Here is an 18,095-nt window from a genome sequence, read left to right as displayed (position 1 = left end):
ATCTGCTTTTGTTTCCAGAGAGGTCTGGGCAGAGGTCGCGTCAATGCCTCAAAATCTGGCGCAAAAACAGCGCCGTACGTTCATTTTTTGGGTTACCAAAGAAAGCTTGCGGATCGGCCTCCTCGATCAATTCACCACGATCCATAAACAAGACCCGGTCAGCAACAGATTTGGCGAAGCCCATTTCGTGGGTTACGCAAATCATTGTCATTCCACGTTGCGCAAGATCGACCATGACGTCCAACACCTCCGATATCATCTCAGGATCAAGAGCAGAGGTTGGCTCATCGAACAGCATAATCTGCGGCTTCATGCAAAGCGCACGTGCAATCGCTACCCGCTGCTGTTGGCCGCCCGACAGCTGGATCGGGTACTTATGCGCCTGTTCTGGGATCTTGACACGCTCCAGATAATGCATGGCAATTTCGGTAGCCTGTTTCAGGGGCGTTTTACGGACAAGTCGCTGGGCAATAGTGAGATTGCGCAGAATGGTCATGTGCGGAAATAGATTGAAACTTTGGAAAACCATACCCACTTCACGACGAACAGCATTGATATCCTTTGTCTTCTCTGTAAGCTTGTGTCCGTCAATGAAGATGTCGCCGCTTGAATGCTCTTCCATTCGATTGATGCAGCGGATCAAAGTTGATTTCCCTGATCCGGATGGACCGCACAAGACTATCTTCTCGCCTCGCTGCACTTTGAGACTAACCTGCTTGAGTGCTTGGAACTTCCCAAAAGTCTTGTTGACATTGACAAGTTCAATCATGGTGTCTTTGACTTCATTCATAAAGGTCACCTTCAAGATACTGTTTCGCTTCAGCGCACCATGTGGCGGCCAAGATAATCCTCAAGGCGTTTGATCCCGGTCTGCAAAATCCAGGTAAGGATAATGTAGACGATGGCCAACGACAAAAATACTTGGTAAGGAGCGAATGTTTCAGCGACAATCGTACGCGCGATACCGGTCATATCGACCAGAGTAATTGTGCTCGCAAGCGCGGTCGATTTCATCAAGCTGATGATTTCATTACCATATGCTGGCAGACACACACGAAACGCAAGCGGAGCTGTGATGTAGATAAAGCGGTGCGCAGCACTCATCCCAAGAGCTGCTCCAGCCTCGTTCAACCCGCGCTCGACTGCCAGGACCCCACCGCGGAAAACCTCAGACACATATGCTCCGACGTTAAGCGATAGTGCCACAATGGCACAGCCGAACGGATCTCTTAGTATTGGCCAGAATATGCTGTCTCGCACCCAATCCAATTGGGGAAGACCATAATAGATGATGAATATCTGAACCAAGATAGGGGTGCCGCGAAAAATATAGATGTATACTTGCGCGGGCCAGGACAGCCACCATTTGCCGCTCAGTCGCATCAATAGCAGGATAACAGCAATCAGAGTTCCACTGACGAGCGAGATGACCATCAACTGGAACGTCATTGTAAATCCACCAAGCATGCGTGGCAACGCATCAAGGACTATACTCATATTCATGACGCCCTCCGCTGCATATGCCTGTTGGCTAAGTGCTCAAGCAGATTAACCGAGAGTGTTATGACGCTGGAAAAGAACAGGTATATCAATCCCACGACAATATACATTGTGAATGGCTTCCCGGTCACACCTGCAGCCTGTTTGGCAACAAAAAGGGTCTCGTTGAGCCCTATGATCGAAATCAGCGCCGTATCCTTGATAAGCGACAGCATATGGTTGCCGAACGCTGGTAGAGCCGTTCGCCACATCTCCGGCAGACGAATGTAAACAAATGTCTGCAGAGAATTCATTCCCAAAGCGCGTGCTGCTTCCACACTACCTGGCTTAACGCTCTTAAATGCGCCGCGGAACGTTTCGGTAGCATATGCGCCCACAACCAGAGCAATGGCTATCGAGCCCGCCCAGAACGGCGGAAGGTCCACAAATTTCACCGAAGGATTGAACAACCGGGCAATGGTCGTCAATGTGACAGCCGAACCAAAATACAATAACAGGATAACAAGTATTTCAGGTGTGCCACGAAAGAAGACCGTATAGATATTGCCTATCTCATTCAGCAAGCGACTCGAGGATAGCTTGGCTGCAGCGCCAAGCAATCCAAAAATTACCGTGAGAACCAATGAGCAGACAAAGACTTTCGCAACGATGACAGAAGCGAAAAGATAATTATCCCACCAACCATTAAGGGCTTCCAATTTGCTTCTCCGTCTTTCAAGAAGACACCATTGACGGATTATTTGTTAGCCCATGCATCATCATGGATGGGAAACGGGAATATCTTTAGCGCATAGTCCTTGAGTTTACCGTCGCGGATGAGTTGGCGGATGGCGTCGTCAATCTTTCCACGCAGTTCGTCCTCACCTTTGCGCAGGCCTACACCAACCCCGGGGCCAAAATATTTTGGCTCATTGATTTCCGGCCCAACCAACTCAAACTTGCCCTTCCCTTCTCCCTGCAGGAACGAGAGATAAGCCTTCATCGGATTGGTCATGATCATGTCGACCCGGCCATTCTTCAGATCGAGATACATTGGTTCGACACCATCATACATAACCAGATCGGCGTCAGGCAGCTTTGCTTTGAACCAATCGAAATATGTTGAAGCCCGTTCAACACCTATGCGTACACCTTTAAATTTTTCAGGGATGGGCTGGCCACTCGCGTCAAACATGTCCGCGCCCGTTCCTGCCGCCGCCACCAAATGCCCTACCGACTTACGATAGGGAATAGAAAAATCGATCTGTTGTTTCCGCTTGTCAGTAATCGACATGGAAGCGACGATCAGATCAAACTTGTTGGCCAGCAGCGCCGGGATGAGCCCATCGAAGCCCTGACACACATAGTCAAGTTCGTAGCCGGTGATCTCTGCAATTCCCTTGGCGACATCAACGTCGTAGCCTTCAAGGTTGCCTTCTGCCGTGCGGTAATTGAATGGCGGATAAGTACATTCTAGCCCCACACGCAAAGTCTCAGCATGAGAGAGAGACGCGCTGATAAGTATGGTTGTGACGGCACCTAAAAAGGCTGACTTCCACATTTTCATGCTATTTGTTCCCTTGTTTTTTGGCTTCAACGCGCAATCGGCGGTACGTTCGTATCGCTGGGAAAGCGCGTCCAGGCGCTGTGATTAGTTTTAGACTATTATATCTATTTTAGACTGTCTAGTCCATTTGTCTCACACATTGCGACTATACAATCAGACTGAACTGAGGGTATAGTTTGGAAAATGAATAGAATTTTGATCAAGGAAAACAGCCCTTTGAGCCATAACATCAGCCCGAACCTGTTGCCCTACGTCCCAATTTGCGACGCAATAGCGACTTTGTTTGCGCCTTTTGCCGAGGTCGTTTTGCACGATCTCCCGAGCGCATCAGTTGTCCATATCGCTGGAAATTTTTCAAAAAGAGAGCTTGGCGATCCGTCAAATCTTGACGAGATCAACTTTACGCCTGAGGATAGATTGATTGGTCCTTACGCGAAAACCAATTGGGACGGACGAAGGATAAAGTCGATCAGCTCCGTCTTGAGGACTTCCAAGGGGAAAGAAATTGGAGTGTTGTGCATAAATGCAGATATGTCTGTATTTGAAAGCATGGTGCTAACATTGCAGAATTTCGTTTCCGTACCCTCCGCATCTGGAGAAATGGAAAGCCTTTTTCGTGACGATTGGTTCGAGCGCATCAACAACTACATTCAGCACTGGACGGCGACACGCGGTCTCAATATTTCAGATCTGTCGCGCAGTCAGAAAAAAGAGCTCGTGCAGGCGCTCGCCGATAGCGGTGCTTTTAGCGGCAAGAATGCGGCAGGCTATATATGTCGTTTGTTGGGAATGGGTCGGGCGACGGTTTACAATTATCTGAACGGTAACAGCGGACCCGATGACGAGACAACTTGATTAAAGCTGATTCTGGGCGCGTGCCCACTCTCGATAGTCTGTGTGTGAAATGGTCGTCCACCAGCGCGATAACGTCCGCTCGCCTTCCACTTTGTGAATATACAGAGCATGCATGATCGAATGTCCGGGAGAGCGCTGAAATACATGAAAAACAACACAACCGCTTTGAGCGAGTTCGATTGCTACGCCAATGTCCCGCGTTTTTTCAATGCGCTAGCAAATTGGTTTCGCAATTTTGGCAGACCAGTAATTGGGACCAATCACACCCGGTATGGCACAGGCAGAGCGCTAGTATTGTTCCCTTTCAACTCCTCTACCGCATGTGACACATCCTTTGGATAAAGGTGAAGTTGATCATCTCCGATACCGTTGTAAGCATTCCGAGCCAAATACAGGATGACCGCTGAGCACTTTGATAGTTTGGATACAAACCAGTCTGCCGCATCATCTTTGGAGGCGAAATCACCCATTACTAGCGTTCTCCACAGCCGTGCCAGTGTCAAAAGCACGTTGCGCTCGTCTTCATCAACGGATGCGATCAGTTCCGGCAACCGCTCCCCTATTGCGCGACAGATCATAGCGGGTGAGATTTCAATGGCTTGATAACAGGCATGAGCGCTTGATATTTTTGCTAGGGCTGCCGTTCCAAAAGCTTAAGTTTAGTGGTCAAGACAGTCCTGCCGGGACATGAGCTGAGCTGGAGACTTCCGCCAACCCGCGCGATGCGTGTGGCCATGCTACGCATTCCGATACTGATACCGGCTTGCCGAACGGCTTCTACATTGAAGCCAAGGCCATTGTCTTCGATCTCCAGCACTAATTCATCCAGTAGTGGCTGCATCAGCGTAACCCCGACAGAATCTGCGCGACTGTGCTTGACGATATTCGTTAATGCCTCTTCGACAATGCGTGTCATTGCAAGACATTGCAGTGCACTTGGCGTATACCGCCAATTATCGGGGAACACCCACTTTGACTGTATATTCAGCTCATCAAAAAGCGTTGTGAAACGGTGACGCGACGGAGCTATCCAGTCGATTGGAGTCGCTGGAACCTTGATACTTGGACTGGAATTGCTATCGATCGTCTGCCGCAAGTCGTCACGGATCAATTTGAGCATTGAAATCACTTGCGGCCGGTTCACATCGCCCGATCCTTTTTCGATCGTCGCCATCATATGCACAAGTGAGCCGCCGATTCCGTCGTGCAGGTCGTGTGCAATTTCAATTCGATCACGCAACCTCGCATTGCTTAACTCAAGCGTATATTGGCGTTCAAGTGTTGTCGCAAGTTCGGCACGTGCATCCTCCACCGACCGACCCAACTCGACATTGAATTGCTCAATACGGCGTACGTTGTGGGCATGCCGCAATCCCAAAATCCCAGATAGGCTCAGTGTTATTGCGATGTTGGCATAGGGAAGAACAGGAAATTTCCCTGGGATGAGCGCAAAAATAAACAGAAAATCGTGAAGCGTTGTCAGGAAAAGAACCAGAAGGCAGAAGGCAAGCAAAAGATGCTCTCTCTGCTTAGTCCTCAAGGCATAAATAGGAAATTCAATACAATTGTGCAGAAAGAACGCTGTTGCTACCAATAGGCTTAAGATTTGAATATAGCCGATATAAATCTGTGGAGTTACTACTAATAGGCCTGCAAATAACGCGGTAGAAGCCCAAATTGTGAGTTCATATCGCTTGCGAACTCGCTGGCTAAAACGCAACGTAAAAATACAGAAAGCCGACACCGATAACATCAGGGCAATTGCATTCACTTTTGCAGCAACCATGGAGTCTTGCCACGGCCAAGGCGTCGTCAATAATGCGTTTGATATAAATACGACCCAAAAAAGGGTTGAAAGGGCATACCATCCATAGGCAGTCTGATCTCGGCGAACGATCCAGATACAGAAAAACAATATTCCAATAACCCCGGAAACGATTAAGTTTGCGACGTACAACGTCCGGTTACGCCACCATAAGTTTTCAAATTCTTGGTTGAGTTTCCCCGCATTTCCGATTTGAACTGCGCCCAGACCAATCGTTTGATGTTTGATCCCAACAACCCTGATCCAGACGGTATTGACCCCATCATTTAGCCACACGTCTGGAAGCATCCAGTACCGAGGCATATTCCAGCTGCGCGAAATTGGTTCGACAAGATGTTCATCACGCCAAAGAAAATGGTCGTTGACGTATACTTCACCGGCCATAACAATTGAACGCAAAAGCAAAGCTATTGACTGTCGACTACCTGGCGGGCAGTCCTGTATCCAATCCAAACGATACCAGACATCGTCCGCCGCCGCGTCGGTGTGCCAGTTCCAATCATGAGGAAGCGTCACAGCTGCCCAGTCGCCCGATAAAAGTGGTCGTTTGCCATCCTCAGCGGATTTTGCCGTGCGAATATCAGTTATGTGAACATTGCATTGTGGCTGACCAGCAAACGTCTGCGTTGCTGTAAAGACAGTCATGGCAAAAAGAAAAAATGCTCCGAACCAATTCACAGCAGCAAGCCATGTTGGCGTGCGGTGTGAATGGCTCGTGTACGCGAAGAAACAGCAAGCTTTCGATATATCCGCTTTATATGACACTCAACAGTGTGGCGGGACAAGAAAAGCTTATCGGCAATATCGCGGTTGCCAAGGCCTTCCGCTACGAGCTGGAGAATTTGGCTTTCTCGGCTCGTCAGAGTTTGCAAATGCTCCGGATTTGATTTGACCTCATGGGTTTCAGCCGGCAACTCTTCAATAATGCGCTTTGCTACAAAGGGATCAATAGGCGCCCCGCCGCGCAACACACTTCGTAGAGCGATCGCAACTTCGAGATCGTCACGCTCTTTCAACACATATCCCACCGCGCCAGCCCTTAAGGCCGAGAGAATGACATCCTGCGTGCACCAAGCAGAGATCACCAATATTGATAATGCCGGATCCTTCAAATGTAGCTCCTTGATCAAATCAATTCCGCTACCATCCGGCAGGCCTATATCAACCAGGGCAAGGGCGATCGGTCGCTCCGCAATACAACCTCGCGCCTCAGCGAGAGTGGTCGCAAAAATGATTGTTTCGAGCTTGTATCCAAACTGGAGTAAAATGTCTTCCAGCCGACGTCGGACGGCGATATCGTCTTCAACGAGGAGTATAGGTGCGGGCAAAACTATACCGGCTGCAAGCGCACTAAATGGCATTCCAAATTTCCTTGTCCCGCCCAAATCAAGAAATGTGCCAATTCCAGCGGCGTGAATGAGTCGCTTGCAATGGTACAATCTTGGTTTTGTTCTGTCGCGAAATTTCCGTGACAGCTCAATTGTTTGACTACTTTTGAAGGCATGAAAATCAGCAATCGCCATTTACAGCACTTCAGGGATGTCATTCTGGAATGAAAAAGAGGGCCCTTTCAATTCTAAGAACTCTCCCCGCAATTCCACTGCATTTCTTCGTCAGTTACACTGAACGTTTCGTCTAATTTCGATTTCCTCGAACCATTTAATTCAACGATAGAGAATCCGCCTCCCTGTGGTATATGAGAATACGTTTCCAAAGCCTTCATAAGAAATCCAAGGTCAAACATTCCGTTAGCTGAATACTCCGAAGAATGAATGGTTTTTGACATGCAACAGCAGATTTCAGTCATAACAATCGGGATTAATGATTTACCGCGCTCGAGGCGATTTTACGTTGAAGGATTTGGCTGGAAACCGGTCTTCGAGAATGATGAAATTATCTTTTACCAGATGAACGGGTTTGTGCTCGGGACCTTCGAAAAGTCGGTGCTTGAAAAAGATATGAACCGCTTTGGGCTCTGTTCTCCCGGCGCATTTTCATTGGCTCATAACGTACCAAGCCAAGCAGACGTAGAAATCTTGATTGAACAACTCGTCAAGGCGGGTGGATGTCTGATCAAACCTGCAGACACCCCGCCTCATGGCGGCTTTCGAGGCTACGTAGTTGATCCTGACGATCACGCTTGGGAGATTGCCTGGAATCCGAGTTGGCTCATTGACGAGAATGGACACGTCACATTCGCAGTATGACAGAGTGCAGGATGGTTAAGATAGCGCGTTGACCGCTTCAGCAGACGCGAAGGGCAAAGCGTTCATGCATGCAAGGAATATACCATTCAATTTCTAGCGAATGCTTCCCTAGTCCCTTAACACAAGCCCAACCTCTCTGTCTCACCGTTCGTGAATGTTGTCTTACAGACGACCAAATTATAAAAGCCACACTGCATCACTAGGCCGAGCCAAGTGCCTTTACCAGCGCTTGGCTAAGATTGCGCCCGACACTTCCGGCGTTCTCAATTCGGCACGAAAATCTCAACGCGCCGATTAAGCTGGCGACCAACCGGATTGTCCTTGCCGTCGATTTCGTTCAATGCAACGGGTTGACTTTCACCTAAGCCATTAGCTTCCATCTCACTGCTGACATTTCGATCTTTCAGCGCTGATTTGACTGTCGATGCACGGCGTTTCGATAGATCTAAGTTATATTCCTCCGTGCCTTTAGCATCTGTGTGGCCTCGAATCTCCAGGCGCTTAGGAGCGACGGTACTTAAAGCCCTTGCCAGCGCATCAACGGTTTCAGCCGCGTCAGTGCGCAAGTCTGCTTTGTCAAAGTTGAAAAGAATGCGGTCTTCCAGCGTGATCAGATAACCGCATGCTGCCGAGGGGAGACGGAACTTTGTTAGCAACGGGAATTTGCCCGCCAGCGGCAGTGGGGACAACGGCGCCATCTCGACTTCCTTTCCGTCGATTGTGCCGCCGCCATTCCCGTCATTGATAACAACATGTTCGCCTTTCCACGATCCTTTGCCATTACCCTCGTTGACGACCTGGCCAAGAGGACCGTTCCAGACCCCACTGCCATCTGGCTCAATTGCCACCTGGCCCATTTGGTCGGAGTTCCAAGTTCCACCGCCTTGACCGTCAAGGGTTATTTGTTCGCGCGCACTATTATAGCTCCCCGAGCCGTCAGCTTCGATCGTGATCTGCTCTCCCCCCTCACCTTTTCGGTTGATAGCACCCGACCCATCCTCTTTCACAATAAATTGTACACCATTAACATCAGCGACCCCCGCGCCCCCGTGCTCAATGACATAGGTACCTTGGTCAGCAAACTCGGCAGTGATACCGGTATCGTCCCTAAGCACCATACCGTTTCGCGACACTAATGCACCATGATCGTCGCATCGCGCAGGCGCAACACGAATGCCCGGAATATTAGACAGTTTATCACCAAGGGCATTTTGAAACGTTTGTTGCGCGGGCTCTACACCAATAAAGTCGGGTACGACTATCGCCGGGATCGCGGGAATATCTTTCGCGGTCTGCGCATGCCCCTCCTGCGCCATAAAAAAAGTCGCAGTTGTGAGCAATATTGCGTGGTATCGCGACGCGATGAGAAGGCGGGTTACGATCATTCGATGTCCTTGCAAGTCTTACATCCGAAAAGCCTCGTGCCAAACGTACGAGATTCTGACGCAGAGATAGAAAACGGATTTCAGGGCTATAGTCAAAGCCTGACTGAACCTAAACTTCTTGCTGCTTTGCATCCCCCGCCAAAGTTCACATACACCGGGCCACCCGATTAATCAGACAGCATTCTTTCCCAACGGCTCCTGAACGCACAAGCCTCCACGCTGCTGAGTGCCCTTAAAAAGCAAAATCCCGAGCAGTCGATGAGGCAACTCGGGATCCTGTCTGTTATCTATTCAGCCTTAAGAGAAAATAAGTTACGAGCGTATCGCTCGCATGCAAAAGCAGGCTTCGAAGATATGAGCTGTAACCGTTCACTGAGGTCAATTTGACTATTGTTCCAGCGGTTTTACGCAAAAGCTCTTCTTCGAAACCGGATTTCTCCAGCAACTGGTTTCATCTTCACGACGAATGCCATCGGTTATTAGCTCGTTCAAGAGCCATTTCCCCTCCTTCTGATAGACCACCGTTCGGTCACCATCCGGCCAGACATGTACTTCTAATCGTATCTGATGACGCTGCTCCTTCGCCTGGCCTGCAGCTTGATAGAAAGGAAACTCGCGACAAACCTTGTCAGACAAGACAGTTCCCTTGTCATTGAGAACTCGACATTGAACGCGATTATGCAAATATCGCCCCTTGCTCCAATCATCGAGCAATTTGCGATTTAACTGGCAAGCCTGTTCAATACTGTCCATGCACCCCATGTCATATGCACGCGATGCTTCAGAACCAATGCCAATTGGGCTTTCCGTGTCTTCATACATATTGCCGGGTAGGACCAATTTAGGAGATCCCGTGTCGTTGAGATGACTGAGCGCATCCAGAAGGATATTTCCATACTTAATGCAGGATTCACCATCAGTGGTTTTTACATATGGATGGAAACAGCCATTCTGATACGCAATCACGGCTTCCTGTTGGTTGATATCAACACCTAGCCCAGACTCGTAAATATTTCCGGCAAGTTTACATGCGTATGGCGATAGTCCAAGGTCTTCAGCACTACATGAAAACTCGGCCCAACGTAGCGCATCGGTATATTGAATTTTCTGTGCCAGTGCGAATTTGGCGGCATTATAGCAGATGCTGACGTCCGTTAGGCGCCCGACAGCGTGCTTGATCTGGTACTCGCAAGTCTTGGTATAAACGTCAGCCGCGTTTGCAATATCACCGCCTGAGGCCAGAGTATCTGCCAAAGAGAGGCATGTGCTCGCGGGACTGTCATCAAAGCGACAACCGGTGCGCAGGACAGGCAGAAGCGCTTCTTTTTTGTCTTCAGGGCTATTGTGGGATTTCTCGGCAATTAGAGAAGCTAAAGAACCGCAGCCATTTATATTTTCATCCTTACAAGCTTCAGAGAGCATCGCTTCAATATCTGGCGACTGAAGGTCTCCAGCCATCGACTTATATGTCGAGACAGCGGAACTGCAGGCTTGCGGCCCCTCGGAGGTGCTGCCGGTCATGCATTTCGCAACAAAAGCGTCGTAAATCGCGCGTTGGGCAGGCTTCGCTCCATTGAGCTCGGGGTCGAGTGACGCCGCCAATCCATCACAGACGCTGTCCTTATCGGTTTGCTGAGCGCATAATTCGATGGCCCGTTCCGCAGCCTTGCTTCGAATTTCAGCGGACCAGTAGGCGCTTAGCTTGGTTTGAGCGGCACAGGCAGAAGGATCGCCAGCGGAACAACCCCGATCGAGAAAACCTTTTGCTTTTGCAATTCGTTCATCACCAGAGACTGAAGACTTTGTGTATTGAAGAAAATCCCGGTACTTCAAATAAGCGGGCTTGCATTGCGGGACGTTGGGTTTACGTGGTCCCGGAGTACAGTACTCCTCAACCAGAGAACCAAGTGCATAGTTTTCGTCGGCAGACGCTGAGGCATATTCATTGCGGGCCTGAACAACTTGTGAGAATGCATCCTGAAGTTCTTCACATGCCCACGCAATACTCGTTCTGCATGCGGTCAGTTTTGCAGCAAAATTCGATGCTGCTTGAATAAGTGTCGGATTCTTATACGGCGCGGTACCACGCGCTAACAATATGCAACTAACCGCCCGACGGGCATCGCAGCCCGGTTTTGACAGTTCAAGAACTACGAGATCATCTGGATTATGCGTTCCACCATCAACGGCGCGAAATTGTGCGTTTTCCAGAGTGTTTTCAGCGCGATTAATCGCTAGCTGACAACCAAGCACACTTCCGCCCATGCAGCCCATAAGTGCGTAATGTGTAACAGATGCGGGTAAAGTACCCTTCGGATCATCTATATTGTAGATCGCTTCAGCGTAGCGACTACAGGCTTCCGACGCACCAAGGTCACAAGCCTGCTTGAAAATAGCTGTGTCGGCCGCTTGCTCTGCCTGTTGCCATAGATTGCGTGCGGCGGCCAGACGTTGAGCATCGGAAGCAAAGCCTCCGGTTTCTGCCATTGAAAAGGCGTTCTCCGTTTTTAACATCGCCTCAACAAAATCAGCACCGCTTGAGCATTGACTAGTCTTCGGAAGTCCCTCTGCCTGACGCATAATCGATTGACTTGCCCGAGTGTTGAGCAAGCCAAGGGAAAGTGCGAATTTCCCGTTGGTCATTCTGTATGCAGCCATGGATGCGCGATATTCCTCTAATGCTCTCGCTTCATTATTCAAGGCATTAAGAGTGGTCGTTTCAACGGCAACAAGATGGCAAGTGTTCGGAGGAGCAAGGAAGCTTTGCCCGTTTGCTGCTCTCTTTTCGAAATCACAGAAATTAAAAACCTGATCGACCGGCAAAAAACCTGTGGCACGTTGCAGGCCAACCCCAGTGGCGTAATCTACTGCGAAATAGGGCTTATTATCCGGCCCAAAAGTGACGTCTTGCAGTTGGACCTCATCTCCTGGACGAAGGGAACGCTCACTTGATTTACCTGGATGAGCACTTATTGGAACAGACGCACAAACATGTCTAATCCCAATGGGCTGATGCGGCGGCAGGACGTCTGAATGAACATTTGAGCTTGCCGCTAAAAAGGAAAGTAGTAACGCTGACAGAAATTTCAAAGCGTTAATAAAGGGCCACCCGCCCAGTGTTCTGCAGAGCATCATATTCTACAATAACTCCTCACTGCAGCCTGTCCGATACCGAGAATCCATCACGGTTCACTCTCTCTGCGCGCAATTAATCCCGACATACCATTATAGGATCCGAACGCAATGCCAACTGATTTCTGTGTCGGCATGGCCATCTGCGGTTTGGCATTATGAGAGATAATCAATTGACCGCCAGTCAGCATTCACATGCGCGGCGGCAGGTGTTTTGTTACCGGACTAAAAGGTTTTGCTCCATGGTAATTGCAACAGAGCTTATCCCGCATTCGCGGACTTTTGGCGATGAAGACGTTTGATGAAAACGCTCATCTCCCGTGCAGCCTGGATGTCGCCCCGCCGTTGAGCAACCTCCGCACCCTTCAGCCAAGCCGTCTCGGCTTCATCGAAGCGACCAAGCGCGCGTAGCGCTAATCCAAGCGATTTCCACGCTGCCGAGTAGCTGGGATCATGCTGTATGGCTTTATCGAGATGTAACAACGCACCACTAACGTCACCGTCCTTTATTAGCGCATTACCGAGCGCGAAACGGAGCAATGCGTTATCCCGGCCGTCGGCCAATTGGATTTCAAGCCTCTCCCGCAGACTTTTTGGCTCAGCGTTCATTGCGGATCTCTCGAGTTTTTCGTCTGGATCGCCATGTGTTAGATCCAGCCTAATTCGTTAGCTTCGGCCACCTTCAGCGTCGGATCGTAGCGCCGGCACTCAATGAGAAAATCCACGGTTCTAAAATGGCCAAAGCTTCGAAATTACCGTGAAAGCACGACGAGATCACAGCTCTCAGGGTCCCAAATTGCCGACCACCTGAGACCCATGGCGCGGAAGAAGCGATCACCCGTCGTTTGCCGACGTTCATCCTGCGAGCAATCACATCTACAACGACTTCTAATGAGAAACGTCCCATATAACACTTTCCCCGATAAACGGATTTTTGTTTAAAACCGCCGGTGTTCAAGTCTCAATATCGCACACGTTCAAACGGGCTCCGGGCGCTCCGCGTGCAATCTTTGAATGCAGCGAGATTGCCCTTCCCGGGCGGAATTCAGTCGCGGTATCGCAGATGGATGGGGCATTCAAAGTTGCATCATCATCACAGCCACCAGCGCACTCGCAAGAAGACCGATATGCGTCAGCTGCAATACATCCTGCCTGATCCAGTATGCGAACCACATGCCGCCCAACAAAAAAATGAAGCACAGTCCTATCAAGCCTACCAAGCCGAGCGTAGCCAAGATTCTTGCCGATTCAGGCTCCAAAACGACAAAAAAGGCCGTACTGGTCCAGAGCAGAATTGCAATGCACAGTTGGATCGCGGTAATCAGAGCAACGGCAAGTCGCGACCAAACCGGATTTGTGACGCGACGACGTTTGAGAGGCGTTGCAACTATGGGATGCTCATCTAGAAAGCTCATGCTTATCGTCGCGCCAATGACAAATGCTGATCCTTTGAAATCTCGAACATTGTTGACTGTTGCGATCGTAGCCCAAAGAGCAAACCCAGATACCACCACTGCCTGCGCGATGATAAGTGCCGTCGTTGCCATGCCACAAACCTTTTTCCAAGCTTTTACTTGCTAAATAGACGGGCCGCGAAGAATTGGCAATCAATTTTTTAAGCGAGCTCAACGTCCCGCCGATCATTGAGGACGGTAACAAGGTATCTCACCCACGTTTTCTCACACCGAACGCAACATAAGTTTGGGCTTACATCATATCCGTACGGCTTGAATATTGCTCGGGCAGCACCCAGGAAAGTGACGCTCGATTCCCTCAGGGTTGATCAGGTAAGAACTGCGTGGTTGAACCGGAAGACAAATTGCTTGCCTGAAAATTTGGTTCGAGACGAAGCACGATCTCCTGGCTTCCTTCCTCCGCTTCATTGGGAATATGACCTAAGGGGAACTGCGGCCGGACGCAAAGGCACCGCGTCATCTCCCCGTATTTTAAGAGGCACTTCGATAAATGCGAACACATAAACCCCACCCTTTGATAGCTCATCAACTCAATGATTGGAGCTCATTGTTAGGTGAGTGTGTGCTAGGGAATCCCATCGTTGAGAAATCGAGCTGCTGGCTTCAAAGCAATAAATAATCAGCTTTTTGCGGATCGAATCCTACAATACGCTTCCCTTCATTGAAGGCTGTTAGAAGCTCTTGACGTAGTAACAACCTTTCTCTCATGGCGGCCGCCGGCTCATGGGCGAGCAGATGATCAATGTCAGCCGGAATTCTCACACGTCGAGCATCAGCTGGAAAATGAACCGTCTTTTCATGAATTCGCGCTTCTACATGCGGATCGTCCAACTGCCAGTCGACGACGATTCTGTCGGACGGCAAACCGGAATTGATACCTACCATCGGACCGTAATAATTGACGTGATAAGTAGACGAAGTGCCGCCAAGCCTAGTAATGTTCAGCTTGGCATTGACTGCCCGGATCGGATCATAGGTCCAGCGAACATGAGTGATGCCTCGTGAAAGGCACCATTTGCGCTGGAACCATTTCATTCGAGCTCCGAGCTTTAAACCTCTGGCTTCCGGTAGAACAGCCAGGCGGTGGGAATGCTGGATACCCGCTGTCAAACTTGGAAAACCAAAGAGGAAACCCACCATCTTTTGACCAGAGAATGCTCCCGCGACAAGACCGCCTTCATGCTGAATGGCAAGCAGCAGATCGGAAGCGTCGACAGGGTCGTCTTCACCCCAAACCAGCCTTTGCACTTCCTCGGAAACCTTCATCTCTGCAATCGAGACGAGCTCACGGATTAACACGTCGCTCATGCGCGAAAATCCTCACGATGGCTGGTAACGGTATCAAGAAATTCGTGATCCAGTGTCACTCCTATACCCGAACCGTTTTTGGGGACGGCCATGAAGCCATTTTCTGCCTCCAGCGGCTCGTTGACGATATCTCGCGGGAAGTAGCGGCTTGCAGAGGAGGTGTCTCCTGGTTTGCTAAAATTTTGCAGGGTCGACAGATGAATATTATGCGCACGACCAATACCTGCCTCAAGCATTCCGCCGCACCAGACAGGCACATCGAAAGCTGCACAGACATCGTGAATTGCGCGGGAAGCGCTGTGGCCACCGACACGACCTACTTTGATGTTGATGACACGGCATGCGCCCGCTACAAGTGCCTTGCGGACATCTGTTGAAGAACGAATACTCTCATCCAGGCAGATAGCAGTCACCAACTTTTCCTGAACTTTCACATGGTCGGTAATATCGTCGAACGCCAGCGGCTGTTCAATGTAATCAAGTCCGAAAGTATCCATCGCCTTAAGGAGCGGCAGATCGGAAAGCCGATAAGCCGTGTTGGCGTCGACAGTCAGGTTCGCCTCAGGAAAATTCTCTCGTACTGCCTTTACCAAGGCAAGATCGTGCCCACGTTTGATCTTCAACTTAACGCGTTTGTAACCGTCATCGAGTGAAACTGCGACCCGCTCGATGGTCTTTGGAATATCCGCAATACCGATGCTAACGCCTACCTCGACAGAATCCCGCACGCCACCCAACGCGACACTCAAGGGCAGGTTGAGTGCTTTGGCCCACAGATCCCACAAGGCCATCTCTACCATGGCTTTGCTCATTCTGTGTCCGCGCCATGGATCGAGCACATTTGAAAGATCCGCCGGACCAGCAAAGTGTTTCCCGACAATCTGAGGCATAAGGACATCGCGCAAGAATGACACGGAGCCGGCGATAGTTTCTTCTAGGTAATCCGGAAATGGATCCATCACACCTTCAGCGTAGCCGTTGAGGCCGCCGGCTCGTAACGTGAGGATTGGAATGACCTTTTCGGTCATTGTTCCGGTTGAAATCACGAAAGGCACAAGCAACGGCAGCCGTATGATCCGTATTTCGGCTGCTTCGATTGTTAGTCCGGTAAAAATTGGCGATGTCGTCATCGGATCCTCCATCAATGATCCAAAGACCGATCTGGAGCGGAGTTTAGCGATGGCAAAACGTCATCCTAACTGTTCCGCTCAACCGGAATATCCTGATCATTGTCCAAAATGGGATGCTGCCTCAGCAACACTTGTGCGGCTGGTCAGGCAATGTATCCAACGGAAAAAGAGGACGCCTTAACCTGGAATAAGCTCGTCTTGATAAATCAGGCGAACTCAAACCACCTGCATCAGTTACAATGATCCGCGTTGCAATCGGACCGAAAGCGCCTTTGAAATGCTGCATTGATTTAACCGCCAGAACAGACTTGTCCTTTGGCTCGATGCCAACGATACGAAAAATGTTCTGATCAAGCATCTGCATACGCTCCGACACGATCATGATATCGATCCCGTCCACACGCAGGCACACCGCCTTCCCTGTCGTTCCGGGTAAACCAGTAAACATCGGCCCCTCAAACACGAAGCTACCATCGCGGATGGACATAACGCGGCCGGTCACAGTCAAGGGACCACCGCCAATAGATGGGTCCGATTTGCCGCCAATCGTTACGGTTACAGTCTCTCCTATCGCACTGTTTGCGATCTCAGCCACCGCCTCAGGATCGAGAAGAGCGCCAGCAGCAGCATTCGTCACACCGGCCTCGAGCATGGCCGCAATGAGTGCGGTGCAATCGCTGTAAGCGCCCGATCCTGGGTTATCGGAAAAATCAGCAACGACAACAGTCCCCTCAATGCCCCGGGCCTCGTCAAGTTGTCGGATACATTCATTTAGTGGCACTGGCTGAGACCACTGATCTTTATAGGACCAGATCTCGTCGCATACCCTGCTGGCAACCTCAAAAGCGGCTTTCTGTTCGACGACCTTTTGGTCGAAAGTCACGATAACGCTCGGCCCAGCCGCCCAAACATCGGCATCAGTGAAACCAGCATTGATCGCTACATTCAGGATGCCTAGTTGCTGCATTTCTCGATCAGCACTTTCGAGCAGACGACACATTGGCCCATTATCTGTGGTGCGCCCATCGTCACAACCCAGAAGCATTGGGGGACGCGAAATGGCGAGGACAGGCTCGATTTCGCCCCTCATCGTTCGGTCCAACAGCGCACAGGCTTCGGCCCCAACATCTTTCATATCAATATGAGGATAAGTCCGGAATGAAACCGCGATCTGTACAAGATCAGCCAACTCATCGAAAATGTTCGCGTGAAGGTCAAGGGTGATAGCGATAGGAACATTGTGCCCTACTAAAGACCGGATTTCCCGTAGGAACTGACTGTCGCCGTCCTGATCTGTCTCCGTTACCATTGCACCGTGCAGAGCAACAAATATGCCGTCTAATGGCCCCGCTTCTTTTAATCGACGCAGACATTCCTCGGTAATTTCGAACCGAGCAGTTTCAAGAACCGGCCCATTTGGCTCCGCATGGGCTGCGACGATGTAAACGGGCGCCCACCCCTTCTCTTCCGCAACCGCTATCGCGCCACCGACCTCAGAACCGGTGCCTCGGAAATTAGATGGGATTTCATCGCCCTTAAAATAATGCGATGCACGGAAATCGCTGATGCTCGTGCGATTTTGCGTGAATGTATTACTTTCATTGATGAGTTCGATGATCGCAACACGATAGGACACGGATCGCTCTTTCTTCTCTAGTGAATACCAATCGCATTCCGTCGTAACGAAATAGCGGCCGGCCAAAATATTAGCAGTGAGTCGCGCGCACCTGAG

At 50.1% G+C, this 18,095-nt stretch carries 16 protein-coding genes; 2 read left to right on the top strand and 14 right to left on the bottom strand.

Annotation, left to right across the window (positions count from 1 at the left end; genetic code table 11):
- Positions 1-40: 40 nt before the first annotated feature.
- Genes QSJ70_RS24825 through QSJ70_RS24810 form a run of 4 tightly spaced genes read right to left on the bottom strand, consistent with a single transcriptional unit; the run spans position 41 to position 3,076 of the window.
- Entirely contained in the window at positions 41-790 is a 750-nt protein-coding gene (locus QSJ70_RS24825) for an amino acid ABC transporter ATP-binding protein (protein ID WP_285540534.1), read from the bottom strand.
- Positions 791-819: 29 nt separating this feature from the next.
- Positions 820-1,503 carry an ABC transporter permease gene (locus QSJ70_RS24820; RefSeq protein WP_285540532.1) on the bottom strand — a complete coding sequence of 228 codons (684 nt, stop codon included), beginning with the start codon at positions 1,501-1,503 and terminating at the stop codon, positions 820-822.
- Positions 1,500-2,198, bottom strand: coding sequence for an ABC transporter permease (locus tag QSJ70_RS24815; protein ID WP_285540530.1), 699 nt, complete (start codon positions 2,196-2,198; stop codon positions 1,500-1,502). The genes QSJ70_RS24820 and QSJ70_RS24815 overlap by 4 nt, the downstream gene beginning before the upstream one ends.
- Positions 2,199-2,236: 38 nt before the next feature.
- Positions 2,237-3,076, bottom strand: a complete 840-nt coding sequence (locus QSJ70_RS24810) for an ABC transporter substrate-binding protein (RefSeq protein WP_285540528.1) — start codon at positions 3,074-3,076, stop codon at positions 2,237-2,239.
- Between the two features lie 165 nt (positions 3,077-3,241).
- Between QSJ70_RS24810 and QSJ70_RS24805 the strand changes: the two genes are divergently transcribed.
- Positions 3,242-3,901: a helix-turn-helix transcriptional regulator gene (locus QSJ70_RS24805; RefSeq protein ID WP_285540526.1), complete on the top strand. Its 660-nt coding sequence runs from the start codon at positions 3,242-3,244 to the stop codon at positions 3,899-3,901.
- 260 nt (positions 3,902-4,161) lie between these two features.
- Here the strand turns inward: QSJ70_RS24805 and QSJ70_RS24800 are convergent, their stop codons facing one another.
- From QSJ70_RS24800 to QSJ70_RS24790, 3 genes are read right to left on the bottom strand one after another with little or no spacing between them, the layout of a single operon-like run.
- Positions 4,162-4,491, bottom strand: coding sequence for an aminoglycoside adenylyltransferase domain-containing protein (locus tag QSJ70_RS24800; protein WP_285540624.1), 330 nt, complete (start codon positions 4,489-4,491; stop codon positions 4,162-4,164).
- Positions 4,492-4,532: 41 nt separating this feature from the next.
- Positions 4,533-6,404 carry a sensor histidine kinase gene (locus QSJ70_RS24795; RefSeq protein ID WP_285540524.1) on the bottom strand — a complete coding sequence of 624 codons (1,872 nt, stop codon included), beginning with the start codon at positions 6,402-6,404 and terminating at the stop codon, positions 4,533-4,535.
- Positions 6,401-7,249 (bottom strand): LuxR C-terminal-related transcriptional regulator, encoded by an 849-nt coding sequence (locus QSJ70_RS24790; protein WP_285540522.1) that lies wholly within the window; start codon positions 7,247-7,249, stop codon positions 6,401-6,403. Before QSJ70_RS24790 ends, QSJ70_RS24795 begins: the two co-directional genes overlap by 4 nt.
- A gap of 261 nt (positions 7,250-7,510) precedes the next feature.
- Between QSJ70_RS24790 and QSJ70_RS24785 the strand changes: the two genes are divergently transcribed.
- Positions 7,511-7,933 carry a VOC family protein gene (locus tag QSJ70_RS24785; protein WP_285540622.1) on the top strand — a complete coding sequence of 141 codons (423 nt, stop codon included), beginning with the start codon at positions 7,511-7,513 and terminating at the stop codon, positions 7,931-7,933.
- Positions 7,934-8,196: 263 nt separating this feature from the next.
- Here QSJ70_RS24785 and QSJ70_RS24780 read toward each other — a convergent pair whose 3' ends face one another.
- The 7 genes from QSJ70_RS24780 to QSJ70_RS24750 all read right to left on the bottom strand — a co-directional run bounded on the left by QSJ70_RS24780 (position 8,197) and on the right by QSJ70_RS24750 (position 17,999).
- On the bottom strand, positions 8,197-9,318 hold the full coding sequence (locus QSJ70_RS24780; RefSeq protein ID WP_285540521.1) for an OmpA family protein: 1,122 nt from the start codon (positions 9,316-9,318) through the stop codon (positions 8,197-8,199).
- Positions 9,319-9,705: 387 nt separating this feature from the next.
- Positions 9,706-12,453, bottom strand: a complete 2,748-nt coding sequence (locus QSJ70_RS24775) for a hypothetical protein (RefSeq protein WP_285540519.1) — start codon at positions 12,451-12,453, stop codon at positions 9,706-9,708.
- A 258-nt stretch (positions 12,454-12,711) separates the two neighbouring features.
- Entirely contained in the window at positions 12,712-13,059 is a 348-nt protein-coding gene (locus QSJ70_RS24770) for a tetratricopeptide repeat protein (RefSeq protein ID WP_285540517.1), read from the bottom strand.
- A gap of 467 nt (positions 13,060-13,526) precedes the next feature.
- Positions 13,527-13,997 (bottom strand): DUF2165 family protein, encoded by a 471-nt coding sequence (locus QSJ70_RS24765; RefSeq protein WP_285540515.1) that lies wholly within the window; start codon positions 13,995-13,997, stop codon positions 13,527-13,529.
- Positions 13,998-14,528: 531 nt separating this feature from the next.
- Entirely contained in the window at positions 14,529-15,233 is a 705-nt protein-coding gene (locus tag QSJ70_RS24760; protein WP_285540513.1) for a GNAT family N-acetyltransferase, read from the bottom strand.
- On the bottom strand, positions 15,230-16,363 hold the full coding sequence (gene menC, locus QSJ70_RS24755; protein WP_285540511.1) for an o-succinylbenzoate synthase: 1,134 nt from the start codon (positions 16,361-16,363) through the stop codon (positions 15,230-15,232). Before menC ends, QSJ70_RS24760 begins: the two co-directional genes overlap by 4 nt.
- Before the next feature lie 121 nt (positions 16,364-16,484).
- The gene (locus QSJ70_RS24750; protein WP_285540509.1) at positions 16,485-17,999 is read right to left on the bottom strand and encodes a M81 family metallopeptidase; all 1,515 of its coding nucleotides are present in this window, start codon (positions 17,997-17,999) and stop codon (positions 16,485-16,487) included.
- Positions 18,000-18,095 lie beyond the last annotated feature (96 nt).

Origin of the sequence: Brucella sp. NBRC 12950 (assembly GCF_030268145.1) — a bacterium.
In the GTDB taxonomy this organism is placed as follows: domain Bacteria; phylum Pseudomonadota; class Alphaproteobacteria; order Rhizobiales; family Rhizobiaceae; genus Brucella.
The sequence above is the reverse complement of the archived record's forward strand: the minus strand, read 5'-3'. Positions and strand labels throughout refer to the sequence as shown.

Excerpts from the sequence above, each read along its gene's own strand:
- QSJ70_RS24775 (WP_285540519.1), bottom strand. The coding sequence starts at position 12,453 with ATGATGCTCTGCAGAACACTGGGCGGGTGGCCCTTTATTAACGCTTTG.
- QSJ70_RS24790 (WP_285540522.1), bottom strand. The coding sequence starts at position 7,249 with ATGGCGATTGCTGATTTTCATGCCTTCAAAAGTAGTCAAACAATTGAG.
- menC (WP_285540511.1), bottom strand. The coding sequence starts at position 16,363 with ATGACGACATCGCCAATTTTTACCGGACTAACAATCGAAGCAGCCGAA.
- QSJ70_RS24785 (WP_285540622.1), top strand. The coding sequence starts at position 7,511 with ATGCAACAGCAGATTTCAGTCATAACAATCGGGATTAATGATTTACCG.
- QSJ70_RS24820 (WP_285540532.1), bottom strand. The coding sequence starts at position 1,503 with ATGAATATGAGTATAGTCCTTGATGCGTTGCCACGCATGCTTGGTGGA.
- QSJ70_RS24760 (WP_285540513.1), bottom strand. The coding sequence starts at position 15,233 with ATGAGCGACGTGTTAATCCGTGAGCTCGTCTCGATTGCAGAGATGAAG.
- QSJ70_RS24780 (WP_285540521.1), bottom strand. The coding sequence starts at position 9,318 with ATGATCGTAACCCGCCTTCTCATCGCGTCGCGATACCACGCAATATTG.
- QSJ70_RS24765 (WP_285540515.1), bottom strand. The coding sequence starts at position 13,997 with ATGGCAACGACGGCACTTATCATCGCGCAGGCAGTGGTGGTATCTGGG.
- QSJ70_RS24825 (WP_285540534.1), bottom strand. The coding sequence starts at position 790 with ATGAATGAAGTCAAAGACACCATGATTGAACTTGTCAATGTCAACAAG.
- QSJ70_RS24770 (WP_285540517.1), bottom strand. The coding sequence starts at position 13,059 with ATGAACGCTGAGCCAAAAAGTCTGCGGGAGAGGCTTGAAATCCAATTG.